Below are 19,640 nucleotides of genomic sequence, written 5' to 3'. Positions count from 1 at the left end.
GGCTCTGAATAGCGGCTACGCGTTGATATTCCGAACTCGTGAAGACCGGTTGGAAGCATCGGATCTCGCCGTTTTTCGACTAGAGTGCTTGCAGGCACCAGGCGAGCCAAAGAGCGAGAACCGTGAGGATCAGGCATAGATTTTGCCTGCGGCAACTAGCAGCGCATTGATGGCATCGCCAGCATGGCCGATAACGAAATTGCGGTCCAGTCGGCCGCCGGTCTTCATGCGACCGATGGTGGTCTCGATGGCCGATAGTCGTTTCAGTTCCCGACGCATGGTGGCCGTCAAGCCGCGCTTGCGGTCGGCGATCATCACCGATCCCGCGCCGGCATAGTCGTGGCCGCGATAGCCCTTGTCGACGTACATGCGGTGCAGATCGGCGCCGCCGATCTCCACCGCCTGATCGGACCCTTGCTGCGAGTGTGTAGCCATCATACGGATTACCCTCGAACGCCCTTGGCCGCTAGCAAGAGGCCCTCGCGTTGGTTGCCGTGATCCCGACTAGCAGCCGAATTCGTGAGGGTTGCGGGCTTTGCCCTTCGAGATGCGGAAAGGCGCTTGAGCTCGCGACGTATCCGGCGGAACTGCCGGACATGCGCACAGCGACCCGCCCTCACTGCCGCTGCCTTGGCCAGCAGGATATGGCTCTGCCTGGGGACGATGCCGGACCGCTTGGCGTGACGCACCAGGATCTGGATTGCCTTGGGGTCGAGTTGACTGTCGGTGGGGTGGCGATCGCCTTCGGCTGCACCGTCGTATCGACGGTGGTCCGTCCCAATGAACCGAACTTGCAGTCCTCGTCCGTCGCAATTATCTTGCCCATAGAACTGACGACGCCATCAACGCTGTGCTGTCAGTTGCCGACTACAACTTCCGCCACCTGCTCGACTTGCCGAGGATTTTGCTGCGGCAAATCCTGGCCGCCGTGCTCGCAGAGAATTTTTCACGGGCGGCAAAGGTATCATCATAGACATGCGTCTCTCTCTTGCTCTCGATTGCACCAATGTTCGCCGACGTCATCCCTTACCGGGCGCCGCGTGCGCCGATGCGGGGGAGTGAGAGGCCGCAGATTGTTCCTGTTCGCCTGGGGTCGGAAAAGGTGTGATCGACCAGCTTATTAATTCGACGGCACGCTGAAGTATCTCCGCGGTCTGGGCACTGCTGGGTGAAACGGCGATGACATGTCCGATGCGATCTCGGTAATCACCTTTCCTGACGATTGGCGTCTTGGGTCTCATGTACAATTTCACCTCGGCGACACCTGGTATAGCAGCCGCCCGACCGTCGCCATCGATCCAATCGAGGATGCCATCGCAATCAGCATTTAGGCACTGCGCGACCGCAATTTGCGAATGCCTTCTGCGCAAGTCCCATTCGTCGCCGATGACAAGCTTTATGTGCTCGGTAATGAGATCGACACCGCAGGCGGCCTGGACCAGCCGAGGGCTGGTCCCACCTGCAAGACGCGGATTGACTTCAATGACTACTGGGCCACGCTTCGTACACCGGAGTTCAACAGTCGTTGGCCCCCAGCCAAGGCCGAGAGCTCGCAAACAGCTCAGCGACACATCGGCAATACGCTTATACTCGTCATCAGTTATCGGGGGCGGGCAGGTCAAATGATGGAAGACGAAATGCGGTGGGGGGCCGAAGTGGCCGGCTTCAATCCCAATCACTTCATCTCCCATTATGTCAGCAGCATAGAACGGGCCTTGTGCGAATTCTTCGACCAGTATCCTCGGCGAAGACCGCCATATGTGCTTCCCACCCAACAAATAGGTGGTATGTTCGGCCAACTCACCGGCGGTGCGGCACAATCGGACGCCGCTGCTACCGCTACCGACGGCTGGCTTAAGGACCACCGGCAGGCCGATCTCCCTGGCGGAGCTTTCTACGTCCCCCGCATTCGCCGCCAACCGATAGGCAGGTATTGCAACGCCGGCCTCCGCTAGGAGTTGACGTTGAACGAATTTGTCGCAGCATTTTGCAATCGATGCGGGGTTCGGTCCCGGTAGATCGAAGTACCGACATAGGCTGCCGACAGTCGCATAGACCGACTCATCGGGACCCGAAAAGCCAGTAATGCCAACAATGTTATAGGTCGCACGCAGCCGGGAGCATTCGCGGATCAGAGCATCGAGACTGTCTGTATCGACATGGATTGCCTCAATCCCTTCGGCCGCAAGATAGTCGTACTGAGTTGGATCAGCTGACAGAGTGATCGGATGAACACCGAGCCGCTGGGCCGCTTTCACGTACAACAGACCAATACTCCTATGGCCTTCAAGCAGGACGAGCGCTCTTCTTTCCATTGCCATTAACCCTCGGTTGCGCGCAGTGTGAAGATCTGAGCGTGAACAGGCATCAGCTTTTATCCGCGCCTGACCTCACACATTGCGGTGAAACTACCATTGTCAGCGATCTTTGGTTGCAAAGGTTCCGTAAAATTATTTGAAGGTTCCGTTGCAACCTTTTGATTGTCAGCGGCGAGCACGGAGCGTTCTCGACCAATTTCGGAGTTGCGATGTTCAACAAATCCCAGTTTAAACCAGTGTGCGCGTGCCTGGGGCTATGCAATGCGACTAATCTTCGACCGGATAGATGCAGATTTCGATCACCGCGTCAGCGATTGGTAACTTGCGTAGCGCAGCTGGCGCGCCTCAGCGCGGCTCAGTTTGGTGTGAACAGAGAGCCTTGTTCAACATTCTGGAGGAGATGGGAGGCTACTATCGAAGAACCGTTGGATAGCGCATCGATAGCTGCTTATGTGGGCACGGGCCAACGTCATATTGATCGTCCTTTCGCCAAGCATTTCGCGATGAGTTACTTCAGGCATATCGGATTACGCTAGCTCACGCGCGGTGGCTTTGCGTCTGAGGCTACAACGCATGGTAGGCGGCGTAGGCAATGCAGGCTCTCTTTCAATCTAGCCCTTGAGGAAACCATCGTTGGCGGGTGTGGAAACAACGAATTCCGGGGCCAGCCCATTGATCGCCTGGTGGTGACAGCTGTTTACTCGGAACGACGATCGTTGCTCGCCACAGAGCTGCCAGAGGCGCGAGTCGCGCTCCAATTGGGGATCGTGAACGGTTTGATCTTGGTGCGCCGTCACGATGGTTGAAAACATTTGTAAGCTCATCAAGAGAGTATGGGATAGACCGAGCCTCGTGCTACAACGTTCAGAAGCTGCATCCTCCGACACATGCCAAGAATAGGCATCGAACGATTGCGCACTGAGCGAGAAGGGCGAATTCGAAGGGTATCGTGCTCCGGGATAAATTGTTGAAAGGCCGGGCGCGGAGCCGCCCCGTAGAGTTCCGTCAGAAACCCGGTAAGACCGTATTGACAACGCTACGGGTTCATTCTGAGGCTGGGTTATGATTCAAGCTGTGGATAAGGGCGCTCAGGCGATCCTGGATGGTGTCGCTGGCCCTAGGTGAAGCGTCTTTGCTATCTTGGAGCAGCTCGGCCACATGAATTTTCATGAAAACACGTTTTGCCGAGAATTGCAGGACGAATCGGCAGTATAATCGCCGAGAAACCGGTCAATGAGATCAGCTTTAACGTTTGGCATCACAATCGCATGGGCTAAGTTGCCATGGCATGCGAGCTGGTATTCGGTAACGAGCCTGTCGGATGGTTTCGGAAACACAACCGTCAAGGAGTATGGATTGAGCAGTACTGGGACGCCGGCTGAGCATAACGCTTCCGCAAAACCCTCGGCGCGCTCGATGCAGGTTCGGGCATTATGACGGAAACCGGCGATGCCCAGGCGCATCAGCCGGTTCCATATCGCGAGAACGGAGTGGCCGTTTCGCGAACCCATCAAGGTCGTATCATCAGAACGCAAGTAGCTGACGGTGGAGGCCACGCGACGGACATGTTCGCGTCGGACTACGAGCACGCCGCAGGGCATCGGCGTGCCGATCATCTTGTGGCCTGAGGTTGACATGCTATCCACCCCGTGCCGGAAGGAGGGGCGGATTCCACTCGGTAAGTCATCGACAAAGGGAAGCACCATTGCATTGAGGGCGCCATCGACGTGGACAAAGCGGCGACTCGGATCGATCCCGACTTGGTCCAGAACGCTGATGCAGGCCCCGATGTCATCGTGCGCTCCTTTCATCGTTGTGCCACAGGTCAATGCGAGAATGATGCCGCGATGGCGATTTGTGTGAGCGACCTCGCGGAGAACATCTTGACGGATGGCGCCCGAATCGTCAGCCTGACACATCAAAGGCTGGATCCGGAGAATTTTCGCCGCCTTTGGCAGCGAATAGTGCGCCTCTGTGGAGTGTATCAGAACCGGATCACCAAGCGTCTCGCGCGCAAGGTACATTGCCCAAAGATTGCCCTCAGTTCCGCCCGCGCCCACAGCCCCCCAGTATTCTTCGGGATCAAAACATTCCCAGATCCGCATGACCCAATCGACCACCTCGCGCTCTAAGCCGCAGACCTCAGTCGCATAGTGTGAACCCACATATGGATCTCCGAGGTTATTAATTAGAAATTTAGCAAATTGGGAAATTGGCTCCGCATCAAAGTCGAGATTATACGGGTATCCCAGATGATTGACGCTCCTAACGGCGAAAGTACTTCTAAGCCGGAGAAATGTTTCATCTACAGTGTCATGTTTACTGAGGGTGCCGTTGGCTGTGTCGTAGTATGTCGTATTCATAGATTTGCTCCACTATTAACCCTGTCCGTTAGTAAAACGGCAGGTAAGCTTGACCTAAGGCGCACTTAAGTTGGTTAGACCACTCGCCTCCTTTAGGCGCGGCGTCACTGATCCGAGGCAAGCAGCGACTTCAGCGTGATAGCGGTCCACGGCCGTTTGCGCGGTCGGCGGCGGGGTTACGGAAATTTACCGGGACTACGGAAATTTACCCACCCAGGAATATCAGTTCGGCAACTCCCAATGAGCTTCAAAAATCATGCCGACTTGGCCCGAAATGTTTCAAAAAAAACTCTCTACATGATCCAACGACTTAATCAGCAGGGGTAGGTGTCGGTTGCCAGACATTGTCGCAGGAATGCTGGACAGGTGTTGCGGCAGAGTCTGCCAGCCGGGATCAGTCGGCAATGCGCAAAGCGCTTCGGCGACAGGATTTTCATCGGGAACGTCATTCGCAGGCAAGTGTAAGTTCGGTGCGTTTGCATGCCCGAGCGCTTCTTTCGTTCGCTCTTCGTGAGGGTGTCTGTCCGCAAACCTTCTTGTGGCCGAAGCTCGACAAGAATGTCGCAAGCCCGACCAAATAAGTCGGCAGGGCCGGGCCACCGGTTGCCGGGCGCAGACGGCCTAACGCCAGGAGCTCTTAAGGCGGCATGCTATTTGCTGCGATGATTTCATCAGACACGTCAGCATTGAGCGACGGAGTTCAGCAGTGATTGACCAGTCTCTCATCATTAATTGACAAGCGGCGTTTGCTTTGTGGATTGACGTGGATGCCTCTTCTGCGGAACTCTCGACCGATCTGGTCCATGTTGGAGTGCAGGCCGGCTGCGTCACGAAGCCCCCCCGCCCACGGGTCAGCGGCGGATCGAACCTGGCCCGGTCTTTCTCGAAAATTTTGACGGGCGTGAGGTAAGCTGACCTCGATGAGGCAATGCATTTCCCCAAAAGTCATCCCAGCTGCCAAGAGTGCTGGGGCGGTCTGACAGAATTCAATCTGGTGAGAGTTACGACTCTTCAGGTTTCCTGCGCCGCATCGCCGGAGTTGCCGCGCGTGAGGCGCTACCCCGGTTCCGATTCCCGGTCACCAACAAGTTCGCCGCCGATTTCGATCCGTGACGAGTAGCAACATATCGAGTAGTTGAACAGTCCTATCGAGCAGGCGCATCGGCATATCAGGCGTCGGTGCGACCGATGCATGCGGGATCGCCAAGGCGCTGAACTGCCCCGGCGCAGAAAGAGCACGAGGCCGCTACGGGCGCGGCAGCACTTCGCCGAGATCTGCCCTATATCCTGCCGCCGCGCCGGCAACGAAACATCACAACAGATCCTTCGAATAAATTCACAGAATCTTTGCGCCCGCAAATCGCTGCCATTGATACGTTCACCGCAAGTCTGAGGTCGAGCAAGGCTAAAAGCTGATGCAGATTTACGCTCGGACCGCCGCACAGCACGCAAGCTCGGGGTCACAGCTCAATGGCAACAAAAGCGCTTATCCTGTTTGAAGGTTATACGGTAATGGCCTGCGATACGTCCGCGCGCCTACGCGTCTCGGCTTCATCCAATTACCCGTCGGGTGATCCAGTTCAGTCCGACTATCTCGCGGCGGAAAAGTGTGAGGCGGTCCTTATCGATACAGACAATCTCGATGCGCTGACCCGCGAGTGTTCTCGGCTGCGTGCAACGATGCTGGCATTAATGGCTTTTTCGGGCATCGACGAGGCCGTATGCGACAGTCGGCCAGCTCTGCCGGTACTTCGATCTACCGAACCCCGCAGCGATGGACGATGCTGCGACAAAGTTCGCTCAACGTCAGCTCCTCGCGCGGCCGGCGCAACGGCAGGCCGTCGTCGAGTAGCTCAGCCATTCGGCTTTCACCCTCACAGATCCCGGCGTGCGGCTTTGAAGGCGGAGCTTACCTGTTGCTTCCGCATCACTTGGACAATCCCGGTTACGAGAATAGCCGGTGCTGGCAGAAACTTGAAGCAAGCAATGGAGCCGAGGATCGGCGCTTTCGGTTCCACGTCGGCTCCTATGTCCGCAACAGAGCTTTCCACGTCCGTCGCATTCGCTACAAACCCGTAAGCAGTTGCTGATACGCTCGCCGAAGTCGTTCGGCATCCGCCTGGGCAAGGTCGGACGCGGGGCCTCCGAGCAGGCGGTGCGCCAGGCGGTGGCAGACGATCCGCTGTCGACCGAGTTGATGGACGCCATGCTATCAGCACGCTCGGCGCTGTGGAGACAGTACTGCCGGCTGCACGATCTGTCGAGGAGATTGTCGGGCGTAGCGAGCCGTGTCGGCGCTTCATGGCTATTCCGGACGTTGGCCCCGTGACGGCGCTCTCTTTCATGACGGCGATCGACGATCCCACACGCTTGCCCCGCTCGCGTGACCTCGCGGCCTGTCGCGCATTTGGGCCTGCACGTGTCTCAGTCCGAAAGCGAACGCGCTTCATGTATGTAGCCCGCCAACCTGTTGCGAACTTGACATTGCGTCTCGTCAAGACACGTGCATCTACCGCTGCGCTCGTTGGCACAAATCCTGCATGCTTGATGGTAGTGCGCCCAAGGCATGAGCTTTGTCCGCACGTGAACAAGAACCTGACTAGGTCGCAGGGTTTGCTAACTCTGGCCGCGGAGGGGGCTCATCATCCTAGAATCCCAGGATCAAAGAAACTGGATGAATCATTCTCCCCATGCCGGAGGCAAACGGATGTTTTCTTAGGATATCCGTTTGCGAAGGTCTTCGATTATGAACCGTTGTGGCGTTTAATGAGCCTCATAGGCAACAACCTCGGAGATCCATTGGAACCAGGGACTTGTCGCGTCAACTCGAATGCTTTCGAATGCGAACTTATCGATTTCTTTGCCAAGCTGTTTTCGGGCACCTTCTTGCGAGGTCTGTGGTTACGTGACAAATGGAAGGGACCGAGGAGAACATCTACGGTTTGTACCTTCCCGCGAGCTCTATCCGGATGCCGTCGCGTATTCTCGCGGGGCACTCACTGTAGTGTGAGCGAAGGGGTTCGCCTGCTCGGGCTGGAACACTCCTATGGTGCGTTCGCAATCCAATGGAATAAACTATGACGATCTAGCCCAGAAGGCTACCCGTTCCCGCAACACTGCGAAATGTCAACCTAAGGAGAAATCCGAATGCATCGCCCCAACGCGTGGACTGGCGCACTGTCACCCCGGAGCCTTGCGACGCCTAAGGAGTTGGACGTCGCAGGGGCTCAAGCTTTCCTGGAGCAGGCGGGCGTCCGCTATGTACTCGCGCAATTTGTCGACCTATATGGGGTGGTAAAGAGCAAAGCCGTTCCGGTGCAACACCTCGATTGCATTTTGACGGAGGGCGCGGGCTTTGCTGGTTCCGGCATGTGCGGGCTAGGCCTCCTTCCGCATGAACCGGAATACATGGTGGTCTGCGAACTCGATACGTTGACGGTGACGCCATGGGCTCCCGGATATGCTCGCATGATGGGAGTCGGCACCGTGAAGGGAGCGCCGCATCCGATCGATACGCGTAACGTTCTCAAGAAGCAGGTCGCGGCCCTTGCTGAGCGCCGCTGGACGCTCAATACGGGGCTGGAGCCCGAGTTCATTCTGCTTCGGCGAGAGCCAGACGGGAAACTGTCGCCTTTCGACCGCACGGATATACTTACCAAGCCCGCTTATGATTATCGCGGCCTCATGCGTGGGCGAAACTTCCTTGAGCGCGTAACCGAATGCTTGCAGGCCGTTGGAATCGACGTTTATCAGATCGACCATGAAGACGCGAACGGACAGTATGAAATCAACTTCAAATATGCCGATGCTCTAAAGACGGCCGACCAGATCGTCTTCTTTAAAATGGCGGCCTCGGAAATCGCGCATGATCTCGGCGCCATCTGCTCCTTCATGCCGAAGCCGCGCAGTAATTCGACCGGCAGCGGCATGCATATCCATTGCTCCATCGCCGACGCGGACGGGCGGAATCTCTTTCACGATGACGCAGACCCAAATGGAATGGGCTTGAGCAAGCTCGCCTATCATTTCCTGGGCGGTGTGCTCGCACATGCTAAGGGGTTAACAGCGCTTCTGGCGCCGACCGTGAACTCCTACAAGCGTCTGGACGTCGGTGGCACGGCCTCAGGCGCAACATGGGCTCCTGCTTGCATCGCTTACGGCGACAACAATCGCACCGCCATGGCGCGAATTCCCTACGGCCGGCTTGAGATTCGCACTGGCGACAGCAGCATGAATCCGTACCTCGCAACGGCTGCGCTTGTTGCCGCCGGTCTCGATGGAATTGAGCGGAAGCTCGAGCCGGGTGCGCCCAGAAACGTCAACTTCTACGGTCTCACGCTCGGGGCAATCAAGGAGATGGGCTTAGATCTGCTTCCGCAGACGCTCACCGAAGCGCTCGATGCCCTGGAGGCCGATCAGTTGTTGGCTGGCACTCTCGGGGAGCCAGTCATCAAAGAGTTCCTATCCCTGAAGAGATCAGAGTGGCTGGAATACCACCGCCACGTATCCGACTGGGAAGTTGAAAGGTACCTCAACTTCTTCTGAACTTATCAGTGCCGGAGAGCAAGATGTGTGGAATTGCAGGCCTGTTTATCAAAGGAACGCGACTTCAGCCGCAACTCGGGGAGTTGCTTACTGGTATGACCTCGACCCTGTGTAGCCGCGGACCCGACTCGGCCGGCTTTGCCCTGTATACGGCAGAGGAAGTAGGAAAAGCGAAACTGACGCTGACCTCTATAGGGGAAAGGTCCGACTTTGAAGCGCTTGGACACATGCTCTCACGATCACTAGGTGCGCCGGTTTCGGTGACGAGCCGTTACACGAATGCCGTCCTGACGGTGCCAACCGATGTTGCGAAGCTGTGCCGCGATTGGCTCTTCGAGAACGCCCACGATGTGCGGATACTGAGCGAGGGGGGCAATCTGGAGATCTACAAGGAGGTAGGCTATCCCGACCACGTGGCGCGAGCGTTCGAAATTGCATCCATCTCTGGCACACACGGAATTGCCCACACCCGGATGGCGACCGAGTCCGCAGTGACTACGACGGGTGCTCACCCCTTTTGTACCGGACCCGATCAATGCCTGGTCCACAACGGGTCGCTCTCCAATCATGCATCGCTTCGACGTGAGCTTAAGCGCGACGGGATCGTGCCCCAGACGGACAACGATAGCGAGGTCGCCGCAGCCTACCTGACCCGCGAGTTGAAACGGGAGAGAGCGCTCGGAGAGGCTCTCAAATCGAGTCTGGACGATCTCGATGGATTTTTCACCTTTGTGGTCGGGACCAAGAACGGATTCGGCGTGCTGCGCGATCCTATCGCTTGCAAGCCTGCGGTAATGGCCGAAACCCACGACTATGTGGCGCTTGCATCCGAGTATCGCAGCCTGACATCCCTGCCGGGGATCAAAGACGCGCGGGTGTTCGAGCCGAAGCCCGCGACACCGTACTTCTGGGAGCACTAGAGAATGAAAGAGATCGAGATCGGCAAATGGTCGCGACGCGATTTGAATCAGCTTCAATCGTCCAATTACACCCAGAAGATCGATCTTCTGACGACTTCGCTGCGAGATCTTAACGCGACATTGCAGGCGCTCGGCAGCGCTACGAAGACGGACGAGTCGTCCTATCGGATCCTGAACCCCAACGGAGCCCACGCGATTGCGGTCGGGATCGACGCGCCTCTCGATGTCGAGATCGCAGGCCACGTGGGCTATTATTGCGGCGGCATGAACAAGTTGGCCAGCATTATTATCGACGGAAATGCCGGCCAGGGTGTCGGTGAAAATATGATGTCCGGCCTGATCCATGTGAAGGGCGATGTGAGCCAGGGTGCTGGCGCTACCGCCAATGGAGGCCTTCTCCTGATCGACGGCAATGCGAGCGCCCGCTGCGGCATCTCCATGAAGGGCGTGGACATCATTGTGAAGGGCGATATCGGCCACCTCTCTGCGTTCATGGGCCAAGCCGGCCGTCTGGTTGCATTTGGGGATGCCGGCGAAGCCTTGGGCGATTCGATTTACGAGGCCCGAATCTACGTTCGCGGAACAGTCGAGAGTCTTGGGGCAGACTGCATCGAAAAGGAACTGAGGGACGAGCATCGTGCCGAACTCTTTACTCTCCTCAAGCAGGCTAGCGAGGCGCATAAGATCGACGTGTCGGAGTTCCAGCGCTATGGGTCTGCCCGCAAGCTCTACAACTTCCACATCGACAATGCCGAGGCGTATTGATGAACACGATTAAGAAGACGTGGGGCTACATTCCACCTCGCCCATCCGCCACCTTTGACGCACATGCCATCGCCGAAATCCAGCGCGCGGCCGCGACCGGCATTTGCGATATTCGCGGGGGCGGCACCAAGCGAAAAGTGCCGCATTTCGATGATCTTCTATTCCTGGGCGCATCAATGTCACGCTATCCCTTAGAGGGGTATCGGGAACGATGCGACACAGGTGTTTCCCTTGGGACCCGTTTTGCCAAAAAACCCATTGAGCTCGCGATCCCCGTAACAATCGCAGGCATGAGCTTTGGCGCTCTTTCGGCTCAGGCCAAAGAGGCGCTCGGCAGAGGAGCAAGTCTGGCGGGCACGTCCACCACCACGGGCGACGGAGGCATGACGCCGGAAGAGCGAGGCCAATCCAAGACACTCGTCTATCAATGTCTGCCCTCAAGATACGGCATGAACCCGGACGACCTGCGCAAGGCGGATGCAATCGAAATTGTAGTAGGGCAGGGCGCCAAACCGGGGGGCGGCGGCATGTTGCTTGGGCAGAAGATCTCCGACCGCGTCGCAATGATGCGAGCACTTCCGAAGGGAATAGATCAAAGATCTGCTTGTCGGCACCCGGACTGGACGGGGGCTGATGATCTGGAAATCAAGATATTGGAGCTGCGCGAACTGACGTGCTGGGAAAAACCGATCTACCTGAAAATCGGTGCAAGCCGACCTTATTACGACGTTGCTCTCGCTGTGAAAGCCGGGACTGACGTCGTGGTCCTCGATGGAATGCAGGGCGGCACCGCTGCGGCACAGGATGTCTTCATCGAGCATGTCGGAATTCCGCTTCTTTCGGCGATCAGGAGCGCGGTGCAGTCCCTCCAGGATCTTGGCATGCATCGAAAGGTACAATTGATTGTCTCGGGCGGGATACGTAGCGGCGCCGACGTGGCCAAGGCCCTTGCACTGGGAGCGGATGCGGTCGCGATTGGGACCGCCGCGTTAATTGCTCTCGGTGACAACGACCCCGGCTATGAGGACGAATACCGTATGCTGGGGACTACCGCCGGCTGCTATGACGACTGGCACGAGGGGAAAGATCCTGCAGGCATCACCACTCAGGATCCCTCTCTCTCGGCGCGGCTCGATCCGGTGCTCGCCGGCCGCAGGCTTGCGAATTACCTCAAGGTCATCACGCTCGAAGCGCAGACGATCGCGCGTGCGTGCGGCAAGAGCCGCCTGCGCAACCTGGAGCCGGAGGATCTTGTCGCCCTGACCGTCGAGGCAGCCGCCATGACACAGCTTCCCCTTGCGGGGACAGATTGGATACCGGGACACTAACCAACTTGGCCTTGTTTTCGAGCCTGTGATCGCGGTCTACCTGACATCGCGTCAACAGCCTCAGACCGTGTCTTGCGAGATTTGCAAGCGGGCTGTTAGATGTTTGATCCCTTTGATGGGGCGATGGGGCATTCTTGTCGTCCGAATCAAGGGTGCGCTATGGGCCAGATTCTCCATGGGAGCGCCACGACGACAGAGGCGGTCCGTCGAGCGATACAGCATAGTCAAGACAGCCTGAGAGCGCTGGCCAAGCGCTATGGGACCAATCAGAAGACCGTTGCGAAGTGGAAGGGCCGTACGCATCCCGTGAAGACCGCAGACGTGCCTATCCGGTGGCCATGAGCACCTGAGCACCGCGGTGCCGTCAAGCTTTCGATGGTGAGACGCGATGATATTCTTCGAGGAGGAGTTTGACCTCCTCGATGCCTTCATCGGTGAAGGCCAAGATCCCGTCGTCATCGTTGGCGCCGTAGACCCAGATGACGCCGTCCTCGGGCTCGAGACCGAGGGTCAGGTCCTGGATGAGCGCTTCGCTGACGCCGAGGTCCCTGGCGACACGTTCGACGGTATAGACGTGATGCACCTTATTGCGCTGCATGATCAGGCCGCCGCTGGTTGGGTCCGCAGTTGTGCGGATCTCCAAGGCAGCAAATCATCGATCCGATGTGCCGGATAGGCGGGCAGTCGGGCGAGGACGTCGGCGAGCCAGGCCTGAGGGTCGACGTCATTCAACTTGGCGCTGACGATCAGGCTGTAGAGAACGGCAGCGCGCTGGCCGCCGCGATCGGAACCGCAGAACAGCCAGGACTTTCTGCCGAGAGCCATCTCGGGGTCATTCTGCCCATGTTGGGCAGGGGGTCGAGGTCCATTACCGTTGGCACCCGTATTTCGGACGCCGGCTTCGCTGCGAGAACAGCTAGTGAAGACGAGTCGAACAACTCCAGCCACAAGTTCGTCGGGATCGATTTTGATCTTGACGAGTTCATTCCAACAAAAGCCGGGTGGAAGCATAAAGCGGTACTCGCCGCGCTGGGCATTGGAATCGCGAGCGGCGACACGTTGGCGAAGCAGGCTCAGTTCATGGTCCGACATCGTCCCTTCAATCCGAGCAGCAGGCGGTCGTTGACCAGCCGCGGATTATAGGCGCCGGGATCGATGACCAACGCGCCGGCCAGGGCGCAAAGGTCGATCAAGGGATGCCAGTCGCGTCCATTGCGTGCCAGCCGCGACGCCTCGATGCAATAGACGGCACCGACGTCACCCGAACACACCATCCCCACAAGTCGCTCAAATAGACCGCGGCATCATCCCGCGAACGCGAGCGGCCAAGATCGTCGTCAATTACCATCACCGACTTAAATCCAGCGGTTTCCGCAGCCTGTGCCAAGTCATATCGCCGCCGCTGGCTTTCGAGATTCCCTATGACTTGCGACATTGTCGATGGGCGAATATAGAGGACCGCGGTGCGGCCGAGGTGGTCAGGCGTGATCTTGATACTCGTGATCACCTCCCGACATCTGAACGGTTTCGAGGCCCGCCGCTTCCAGCGAGAGATCGGCGAGCGCTTTGATCAGACCTTTGGGATTGGCGCCCAGCGCTATTGGGGAACTCGATGGCTCAGATCCAGACTCAGGTTTGATCTAAACAGCGTTCTCACCTTGCTCACATCGATACGAGTCCCGGCACGTCTCTTCATCCTTCGTCCCGCGAAGGACATTGATCCACCCCTGGCGGATCCCGTTAGCGGCTTTCCCTTTCCTTTGATGACCGGCTATAATTTCACCGCTGCTGTATTCTCTCGCGCCCAGTGGAACTCACTGCCGTCGGACCATAGCCTATGCATGATAACCGCTAATCTACGAGCAACTTGGCGATGTTCGTCCCCCAAGCCTTCAACCATGACCACTTTTTCACCACCGTCAGAAAACTTGCGCGGCTTTATAAGGAATGTCGACCGTGGCGTTGAACGCCAGTGCAAGGACGGGGCCGGTCACCAACCGTCTGGAAACCATGTTATCCTTGCGCGCCTCAGGAATTCGAAGGCCGTAGGGCCGTCTCTCGGATTGACGCCGCGTTACAATCAATCCAGGCTAGGATAATCGCGTCGGGCGTGCCTATGCGGTGACGCCATGATGCGGACGCTGCTTTGCGGGCCTCGGATACGCTATCGTAGGCGCGCAGATAGACCTCCTCGTATTGATCGTGCGCCACAGCCGCTCGACGAAGACGGTTGTAGCGCCAGGCACCTTTTCCATCCATGCTGATGGACACGCTCGCCGCCGTCAGCACGTCTGTGAACTCCAGGCTGGTGAACTGCCTGCCCTGGTCCGTGTTGAAGATCTCGGGTCGGCCATGTCTGGCCAGGGCCTCCTCGAGTGCTTCGACGCTAAACGCCGCCTCCATCGTGATTGAGACCCGATGGGCCAGCATCCGCCGGCTGAACACTTCGACGACAGTTGCCAAACGAGACGAAGCCGCGCCGCATCGGGATTTAGCTGGTGTCCATCGCCCAGAATGGTTCGGCCGTGCGATCTCCATCCCGCGCAACAGATACGGTTAGATCACCCGCGCCCCGGCGAAGGGCTAATCGAGATGCAACTCGTCGAGCCGGCGCATCAGCCCAGGTCCTCGGCCGAAACCGGCCGAGGCTTATAGCAGACCGTGCTGCGGGCAAGGCCGAGAATATTGGCTTGCCCGACGGTCGGAAAGGCGGGCTCGCGGTCGATCATCGTTTTGCGCTCAACAGGCCGGCTTTGCTGAGCGGGCCGTCTAAAAAATCCTTGGCCAGTGTCAGTTCGCCCATCTTGGCATGCAGCGCCTTCAAATCGACCGGCGCTTCGGTCGCCCCGCCTTGTCCGGCCCGAACACCCCGGCCGTGCTTTCCAGCAGATGGTTCTTCCAGGTCGTGATCTGGTTCGGGTGAACGTCGAACTGTTGCGCCAGCTCGGCCAGCGTCTTCTCCCCCCTTCACGGCGGTCAAAGCCACCTTCGCCTGAAAGCCGGTGAATGCGTCCGGTGGCTTCTCTTCGTCATGTCTAATCCTGATTCGCAGCGAGAAGCCTCGCCGCCGTCAGGCAGAAAATCCACTTATGCCACCGTCCGAATTTGCGGAGCCAACTCTCATCTCGTTTCCAGATGACGACAATGCATAAATTGTGTTGGACGTAAGCCGCCGGCGGATTGATGCTGGACCAACTGAACGCGCCAAGTGGCCAAGCCCGCGAAGCGGCCATAATGTGATTTTTCATCGAATGCTGGGTCTTTGCGCCAAAAACCAGGGTCCCGATTCCGTGGTCGTTGACAGCCATAAGAGCCGCGGAACAACAGATGCACCCCATCGACGGGCAATGCGGAGGTATGGATGTCCACAGGTGAAGCGCTGCGGTTAGAGCGACTTTGTAAACAGTACGGCAGCGTGCGAGCGGTTCACGAGGTCTCGGTTCAGATTGAGGCTGGGGAGTTCATCTCATTTTTAGGGCCAAGCGGCTCCGGCAAAACAACCACGTTGATGATGGTCGCGGGGTTCGAAACACCAACTGCTGGCCAGATCTTTATCGGTGCTCGACCAGTAACCAGGCTCCCAGTGCACAGGCGCAACATCGGTGTGGTGTTCCAGAGCTACGCGCTGTTTCCCCATCTCTCTGTTCTCGAGAACGTCGCGTTTGCGCTAAAAATGCGCGGAGTATCCGGCTCAGAGCTTCGAGCCGGCGTCAACGAATCGCTCAGTCTTGTCCAGCTCGGTGGCTACGAAGCGCGCATGCCTCACCAGCTGTCCGGCGGCCAACAACAGCGAGTTGCATTGGCGCGAGCGCTTGTGTTCCGCCCGGGCCTAGTCCTCTTGGACGAACCGCTTGGTGCACTTGACAAACAGCTTCGAGAGAACATGCAGCTCGAACTCAAGCGTCTACAGAAATCTGTTGGAACAACCATGGTCTTTGTCACCCATGACCAGAGCGAAGCGCTGACAATGTCTGATCGGATCGTGGTGATGAATGAGGGAAAAGTCGAACAGATCGGAACCCCGGAAGAAATATATGAGACTCCCCGAAGCCGCTTTGTCGCGAGCTTTATTGGCGAATCGAACTTCCTCGACGCTCGTCTGATTGGAAAAACAGATCAGGGGCCCCTTCTCGATGTGGCTGGCCTGCAGGTTCGTGCGACGTGGCAGGGATTCGAGCGCCAGACGGGACCCGTGATCCTCATGATCCGACCCGAGAAGATTATCCCGCTTGCTGCCGGTTCGCGCGCTGACAACGAGTTCGAAGGTGTGGTCCAAGAGGCCGTCTACCGGGGACACGTTGTCAAGTACCAAATCCGCTTGTGTGCCGCTCTTCCGGTACTTCTCACTGTAGCCGTAGCGTATCGCGCCTCCACTCCGCGATTCCAAATCGGCGAGAAAGTGAAGATCGGTTGGGATGCGCGGGATGCACGGCTTCTTTCTGATGAGGCGAAACGCCCAAGCCAAGGTGTACCCGACAATGACGAAGCTTTGTTGCGCGTGACTACAGCTGCAGATCGCATGGCGATCCTGCCTTCATAACACAAAGGAGAGAGCTCATGACCTACTACATCAACTCCAGTCGACCCACCCGGCGTCAGGCGCTAAAGGGAATCGGCGCTGCGGCCGGCGGAGCGGCGCTCGCGATCGGTGCTCCAGGGATTTTGCGGGCGCAAGAATCGACACTTGTCGTAGTCTCCGGCGGCGGATCGTATGAGGAGTCCATCCGCAAAGCAATTATTGATCCCTTCCAGCAAGAAACGGGCATCAAGGTGACTTATGTGTCGCCGGAAGATGACGCGAAACTCAAGGTGCAGGTCGATAGCAACAACGTGCAGTGGGACGTGGTTGAGGTAAGCTCCTACGGCCATCGGCCGGATGCATCCAAGTACCTCGAGGAAATCGACTATGGCGCGTTCGACAAGGAAACGCTGGACAACCTTGTGCCTGAAGCAAAGACAAAATACGGCGTTGGCTCGTTAGTCTACAGCACTGTGATGGGGTTCTCAACGGCCGAATACCCGGCCGACAAGCCACGGCCGCGCTCATGGGCCGAGTTTTGGGACGCCAGCAAGTTTCCCGGGCCACGCTCGCTCAGGGCGGCAGTTGCGGGGGGCGGAGATCCTAGCACAATCGAATTTGCGTTGCTGGCGGCCGGGGTTCCGATGGACAAGCTGTACCCAATCGACTTCGACAAGGCGTTTGCGTCCCTGGATCGTATCAAGCCGCACATAACGAAATTCTGGACAGTGGGCGCCGAACCGGGTCAGCTTCTCTCGGATCGGCAGGTTGCGATGTCCTCGGCATTCAATGGCCGAATGGTATCCCTTAAGGCGCAAGGCGCCGCCGTTGATTACCAATGGAACGAAGGGGAGCTTACCCCGTCTTATTGGGTCGTGCCAAAGGGTACCAAAAATCGGGCCGCGGCCATGCGGTTTGTCGCCTACCAAGCCTCCGCGCAGGCGCAAGCTCGTCTCAACAATCTCATCTTTTATGGTCCTATGAACCGCGCAGCCTTCAAGTACATCGAGCCCAGGATCGCCGCGCAGCTACCCACTGCGCCCGAGAACATCGACAAACAGTTCTTCGTGGATCTGGCATACTGGCAGGTCGAATCGCCCTCAGGTAAAACCAATACCGAAGTGCTCGTAGATCGCTGGACGAAATGGATCGCCAGCTAATGCGCACCTTATACCATCCCCTGAGATCGGCCATCGCATGGCCGATCCAGAACCGCGAAGCCTCCCTCTTGCTTGCTCCGGCAGTGCTTCTGCTCGGGATCTTTTTCTTTGTCCCACTTGTCGGTCTCCTCTCTCTCAGCCTGCTCGATCCCAAACCGACCTTCGCGCATTACGAAGAGTTCTTGGGTGACCCGACGAACTGGATCGTCCTCGCCCGCACCTTCGCGCTGGCAACAAAAGTCACACTGATCTGCCTTCTATTAGGATATCCACTCGCCTTCTGGATCGTCTCAACCCGCACCTGGCTCGGCGGTGCGCTATTGCTTGCGGTTGTGTTGCCGTTCTTCACGAGCTACCTCGTGCGTACATATGCATGGATGGTGCTCCTCGGGCGCTTTGGTGTAATCAATCGGCTGTTGATGGCAACCGGCCTCACCGAAAGGCCTGTCGACCTCATCTACAATGATTTCAGCGTGCTCATAGCGATGGTCTACATCCTCATGCCTTATACGGTCCTGGTACTCATCAGCGTAATGAAAGGGATTCCATACAGTCTGACTCGTGCCGCTTCCTCGCTCGGAGCCTCCGCGACACAGAATTTTTGGCGCGTGTTCTTTCCTTTGAGCGCTCCGGGCGTTGTCGCGGCCGGGCTACTCGTCTTCGTGTTCGCAGTTGGCTTCTACATCACGCCCGTGCTGCTCGGCGGTCGGAACACAATGATACTGCCGATGCAGATCGACATTTATGTGAATGGCACGCTTAATTGGCCGCTTGCGGCCACCGCTGCTACCGTGCTGCTCGCGATCACGCTCGTACTTTATTCGATTTCCAACTATTTCGTCGATAGCGAACGCTTGCTCAGCTCTCAGCAGGGGACTGCCCAATCAGCAGGATTCACTGCTCGTCATTCGACCAGCGCTTACATCCACTTCGTTGACTTCGTCACTGCCCTGATGCGCGCCGTCGGACATGGGGTCCGCTTTCCCGCCCACATCGCTAGAAGTTTTGAGCGTGCGGCGCTTGGTGGCAAGCTACTGCGCGGGTTAAGCTTGATCCTTATTGCCTTCCTCGTCAGTCCCATACTGATCATTGTTCCGATCTCATTCAGCTCCTCACGCTTCCTCGACTTTCCGCCTCCCGGTCTGTCGCTACAATGGTACGAGATCTATTTCACGAGCGCAGCGTGGCTTTCTGCGACGTGGCAGAGTTTGGGAGTTGCGATAGCAGTCGCGTGTGTAAGTCTTGCCGTCGGTTCAGCGGCTGCAATGGCACTCGTGCGCGGCAGTCCGCGAATGCGCCGGGTCGGATACCAGCTATTGCTCGCACCGATGATCGTGCCGACGATCGTTAGTGCGGTGGCACTCTATTTCCTCTTTGCGCGACTGCATCTCATCAACACGTCTCTCGCGCTGGTGACGGCGCACAGCATCGGGGCCGTTCCACTGGTAGTGCTGATCGTCGCCGCAAGCCTGCAGTCCCAGAACATAAGACTCGAGCAAGCTGCCGCAAGTTTGGGGGCGTCACGGATCGTTACGATCTGGCGAATCGTACTCCCGCTTATCCGTCCGGCGTTGATAGTCGCCGGGTTCTTTGCCTTCTTATATTCCTTTGATGAAGTCGTGCTGTCTCTTTACATGAGCGGACCCGATACCACGACCCTGCCGATCAAGATGTGGTCGGGAATTCGAGAAGAGATCACGCCCACGATTGCTGCGGTTTCGA

The 19,640-nt window shown here is 57.6% G+C and carries 13 protein-coding genes and 6 pseudogenes; 9 read left to right on the top strand and 10 right to left on the bottom strand.

The window, feature by feature from the left end; translation table 11 throughout:
* Positions 1 to 79: 79 nt before the first annotated feature.
* From NKJ55_RS33430 to NKJ55_RS33410, 5 genes and pseudogenes are all read right to left on the bottom strand, one after another.
* Positions 80 to 784, bottom strand: a pseudogene (locus tag NKJ55_RS33430) (transposase family protein); the annotation flags it as partial.
* Between the two features lie 235 nt (positions 785 to 1,019).
* Positions 1,020 to 2,315, bottom strand: a complete 1,296-nt coding sequence (locus NKJ55_RS33425; RefSeq protein WP_352453608.1) for an ATP-grasp domain-containing protein — start codon at positions 2,313 to 2,315, stop codon at positions 1,020 to 1,022.
* 614 nt (positions 2,316 to 2,929) lie between these two features.
* Entirely contained in the window at positions 2,930 to 3,130 is a 201-nt protein-coding gene (locus NKJ55_RS33420; RefSeq protein WP_352453606.1) for a gamma-glutamyl-gamma-aminobutyrate hydrolase family protein, read from the bottom strand.
* 11 nt (positions 3,131 to 3,141) lie between these two features.
* Positions 3,142 to 3,327 carry a gamma-glutamyl-gamma-aminobutyrate hydrolase family protein gene (locus NKJ55_RS33415; protein ID WP_352453607.1) on the bottom strand — a complete coding sequence of 62 codons (186 nt, stop codon included), beginning with the start codon at positions 3,325 to 3,327 and terminating at the stop codon, positions 3,142 to 3,144.
* A 157-nt stretch (positions 3,328 to 3,484) separates the two neighbouring features.
* The gene (locus NKJ55_RS33410; RefSeq protein WP_352453605.1) at positions 3,485 to 4,681 is read right to left on the bottom strand and encodes a histidine decarboxylase; all 1,197 of its coding nucleotides are present in this window, start codon (positions 4,679 to 4,681) and stop codon (positions 3,485 to 3,487) included.
* A 2,095-nt stretch (positions 4,682 to 6,776) separates the two neighbouring features.
* On the opposite strand from NKJ55_RS33410, the pseudogene NKJ55_RS33405 reads away from it, so the two are divergent.
* From NKJ55_RS33405 to NKJ55_RS33380, 6 genes and pseudogenes are all read left to right on the top strand, one after another.
* Positions 6,777 to 7,078: pseudogene (locus NKJ55_RS33405) on the top strand (transposase); the annotation flags it as partial.
* 750 nt (positions 7,079 to 7,828) lie between these two features.
* Positions 7,829 to 9,226: a type III glutamate--ammonia ligase gene (gene glnT, locus NKJ55_RS33400; RefSeq protein WP_352453604.1), complete on the top strand. Its 1,398-nt coding sequence runs from the start codon at positions 7,829 to 7,831 to the stop codon at positions 9,224 to 9,226.
* A 23-nt stretch (positions 9,227 to 9,249) separates the two neighbouring features.
* A complete protein-coding gene (locus tag NKJ55_RS33395) occupies positions 9,250 to 10,146 on the top strand; it encodes a class II glutamine amidotransferase (protein ID WP_352453603.1) in 897 nt (298 codons plus the stop codon).
* 3 nt (positions 10,147 to 10,149) lie between these two features.
* Positions 10,150 to 10,911, top strand: coding sequence for a GltB/FmdC/FwdC-like GXGXG domain-containing protein (locus NKJ55_RS33390; protein WP_352453602.1), 762 nt, complete (start codon positions 10,150 to 10,152; stop codon positions 10,909 to 10,911).
* Positions 10,911 to 12,239, top strand: a complete 1,329-nt coding sequence (locus NKJ55_RS33385) for an FMN-binding glutamate synthase family protein (RefSeq protein ID WP_352453601.1) — start codon at positions 10,911 to 10,913, stop codon at positions 12,237 to 12,239. The genes NKJ55_RS33390 and NKJ55_RS33385 overlap by 1 nt, the downstream gene beginning before the upstream one ends.
* 159 nt (positions 12,240 to 12,398) lie before the next feature.
* A pseudogene (locus NKJ55_RS33380) lies at positions 12,399 to 12,566 on the top strand (IS481 family transposase); the annotation flags it as partial.
* Positions 12,567 to 12,603: 37 nt separating this feature from the next.
* On the opposite strand, the gene NKJ55_RS33375 reads toward NKJ55_RS33380, so the two are convergent.
* The 5 genes and pseudogenes from NKJ55_RS33375 to NKJ55_RS33355 all read right to left on the bottom strand — a co-directional run.
* Positions 12,604 to 12,837, bottom strand: a complete 234-nt coding sequence (locus NKJ55_RS33375; RefSeq protein ID WP_023778258.1) for a hypothetical protein — start codon at positions 12,835 to 12,837, stop codon at positions 12,604 to 12,606.
* A gap of 2 nt (positions 12,838 to 12,839) precedes the next feature.
* Positions 12,840 to 13,064, bottom strand: a pseudogene (locus NKJ55_RS33370) (transposase domain-containing protein); the annotation flags it as partial.
* 248 nt (positions 13,065 to 13,312) lie between these two features.
* A complete protein-coding gene (locus NKJ55_RS33365) occupies positions 13,313 to 13,513 on the bottom strand; it encodes a recombinase family protein (RefSeq protein WP_502904541.1) in 201 nt (66 codons plus the stop codon).
* Between the two features lie 497 nt (positions 13,514 to 14,010).
* A pseudogene (locus tag NKJ55_RS33360) lies at positions 14,011 to 14,260 on the bottom strand (IS110 family RNA-guided transposase); the annotation flags it as partial.
* A gap of 127 nt (positions 14,261 to 14,387) precedes the next feature.
* A pseudogene (locus tag NKJ55_RS33355) lies at positions 14,388 to 15,272 on the bottom strand (DDE-type integrase/transposase/recombinase); the annotation flags it as partial.
* 328 nt (positions 15,273 to 15,600) lie between these two features.
* Here NKJ55_RS33355 and NKJ55_RS33350 point away from each other — a divergent pair.
* The 3 genes from NKJ55_RS33350 to NKJ55_RS33340 form a co-directional block, all read left to right on the top strand.
* On the top strand, positions 15,601 to 16,779 hold the full coding sequence (locus NKJ55_RS33350; RefSeq protein WP_352453599.1) for an ABC transporter ATP-binding protein: 1,179 nt from the start codon (positions 15,601 to 15,603) through the stop codon (positions 16,777 to 16,779).
* A 17-nt stretch (positions 16,780 to 16,796) separates the two neighbouring features.
* Positions 16,797 to 17,918: an ABC transporter substrate-binding protein gene (locus tag NKJ55_RS33345; RefSeq protein ID WP_352453598.1), complete on the top strand. Its 1,122-nt coding sequence runs from the start codon at positions 16,797 to 16,799 to the stop codon at positions 17,916 to 17,918.
* A partial coding sequence (locus NKJ55_RS33340) for an ABC transporter permease subunit (RefSeq protein WP_352453597.1) occupies positions 17,903 to 19,640 on the top strand: 1,738 nt, incomplete at its 3' end. The genes NKJ55_RS33345 and NKJ55_RS33340, both read left to right, overlap by 16 nt.

Origin of the sequence: Mesorhizobium sp. M0106 (assembly GCF_040322715.1) — a bacterium.
Lineage (GTDB): Bacteria > Pseudomonadota > Alphaproteobacteria > Rhizobiales > Rhizobiaceae > Mesorhizobium.
This window is presented reverse-complemented; position numbering and strand designations above follow the sequence as displayed.

What these genes read in the sequence shown, in the direction of transcription:
- NKJ55_RS33425 (WP_352453608.1), bottom strand. Translation starts at nt 2,315, where the DNA reads ATGGAAAGAAGAGCGCTCGTCCTGCTTGAAGGCCATAGGAGTATTGGT.
- NKJ55_RS33420 (WP_352453606.1), bottom strand. Translation starts at nt 3,130, where the DNA reads ATGTTTTCAACCATCGTGACGGCGCACCAAGATCAAACCGTTCACGAT.
- NKJ55_RS33410 (WP_352453605.1), bottom strand. Translation starts at nt 4,681, where the DNA reads ATGAATACGACATACTACGACACAGCCAACGGCACCCTCAGTAAACAT.
- glnT (WP_352453604.1), top strand. Translation starts at nt 7,829, where the DNA reads ATGCATCGCCCCAACGCGTGGACTGGCGCACTGTCACCCCGGAGCCTT.
- NKJ55_RS33395 (WP_352453603.1), top strand. Translation starts at nt 9,250, where the DNA reads ATGTGTGGAATTGCAGGCCTGTTTATCAAAGGAACGCGACTTCAGCCG.
- NKJ55_RS33390 (WP_352453602.1), top strand. Translation starts at nt 10,150, where the DNA reads ATGAAAGAGATCGAGATCGGCAAATGGTCGCGACGCGATTTGAATCAG.
- NKJ55_RS33385 (WP_352453601.1), top strand. Translation starts at nt 10,911, where the DNA reads ATGAACACGATTAAGAAGACGTGGGGCTACATTCCACCTCGCCCATCC.
- NKJ55_RS33375 (WP_023778258.1), bottom strand. Translation starts at nt 12,837, where the DNA reads ATGCAGCGCAATAAGGTGCATCACGTCTATACCGTCGAACGTGTCGCC.
- NKJ55_RS33365 (WP_502904541.1), bottom strand. Translation starts at nt 13,513, where the DNA reads ATGGTGTGTTCGGGTGACGTCGGTGCCGTCTATTGCATCGAGGCGTCG.
- NKJ55_RS33350 (WP_352453599.1), top strand. Translation starts at nt 15,601, where the DNA reads ATGTCCACAGGTGAAGCGCTGCGGTTAGAGCGACTTTGTAAACAGTAC.
- NKJ55_RS33345 (WP_352453598.1), top strand. Translation starts at nt 16,797, where the DNA reads ATGACCTACTACATCAACTCCAGTCGACCCACCCGGCGTCAGGCGCTA.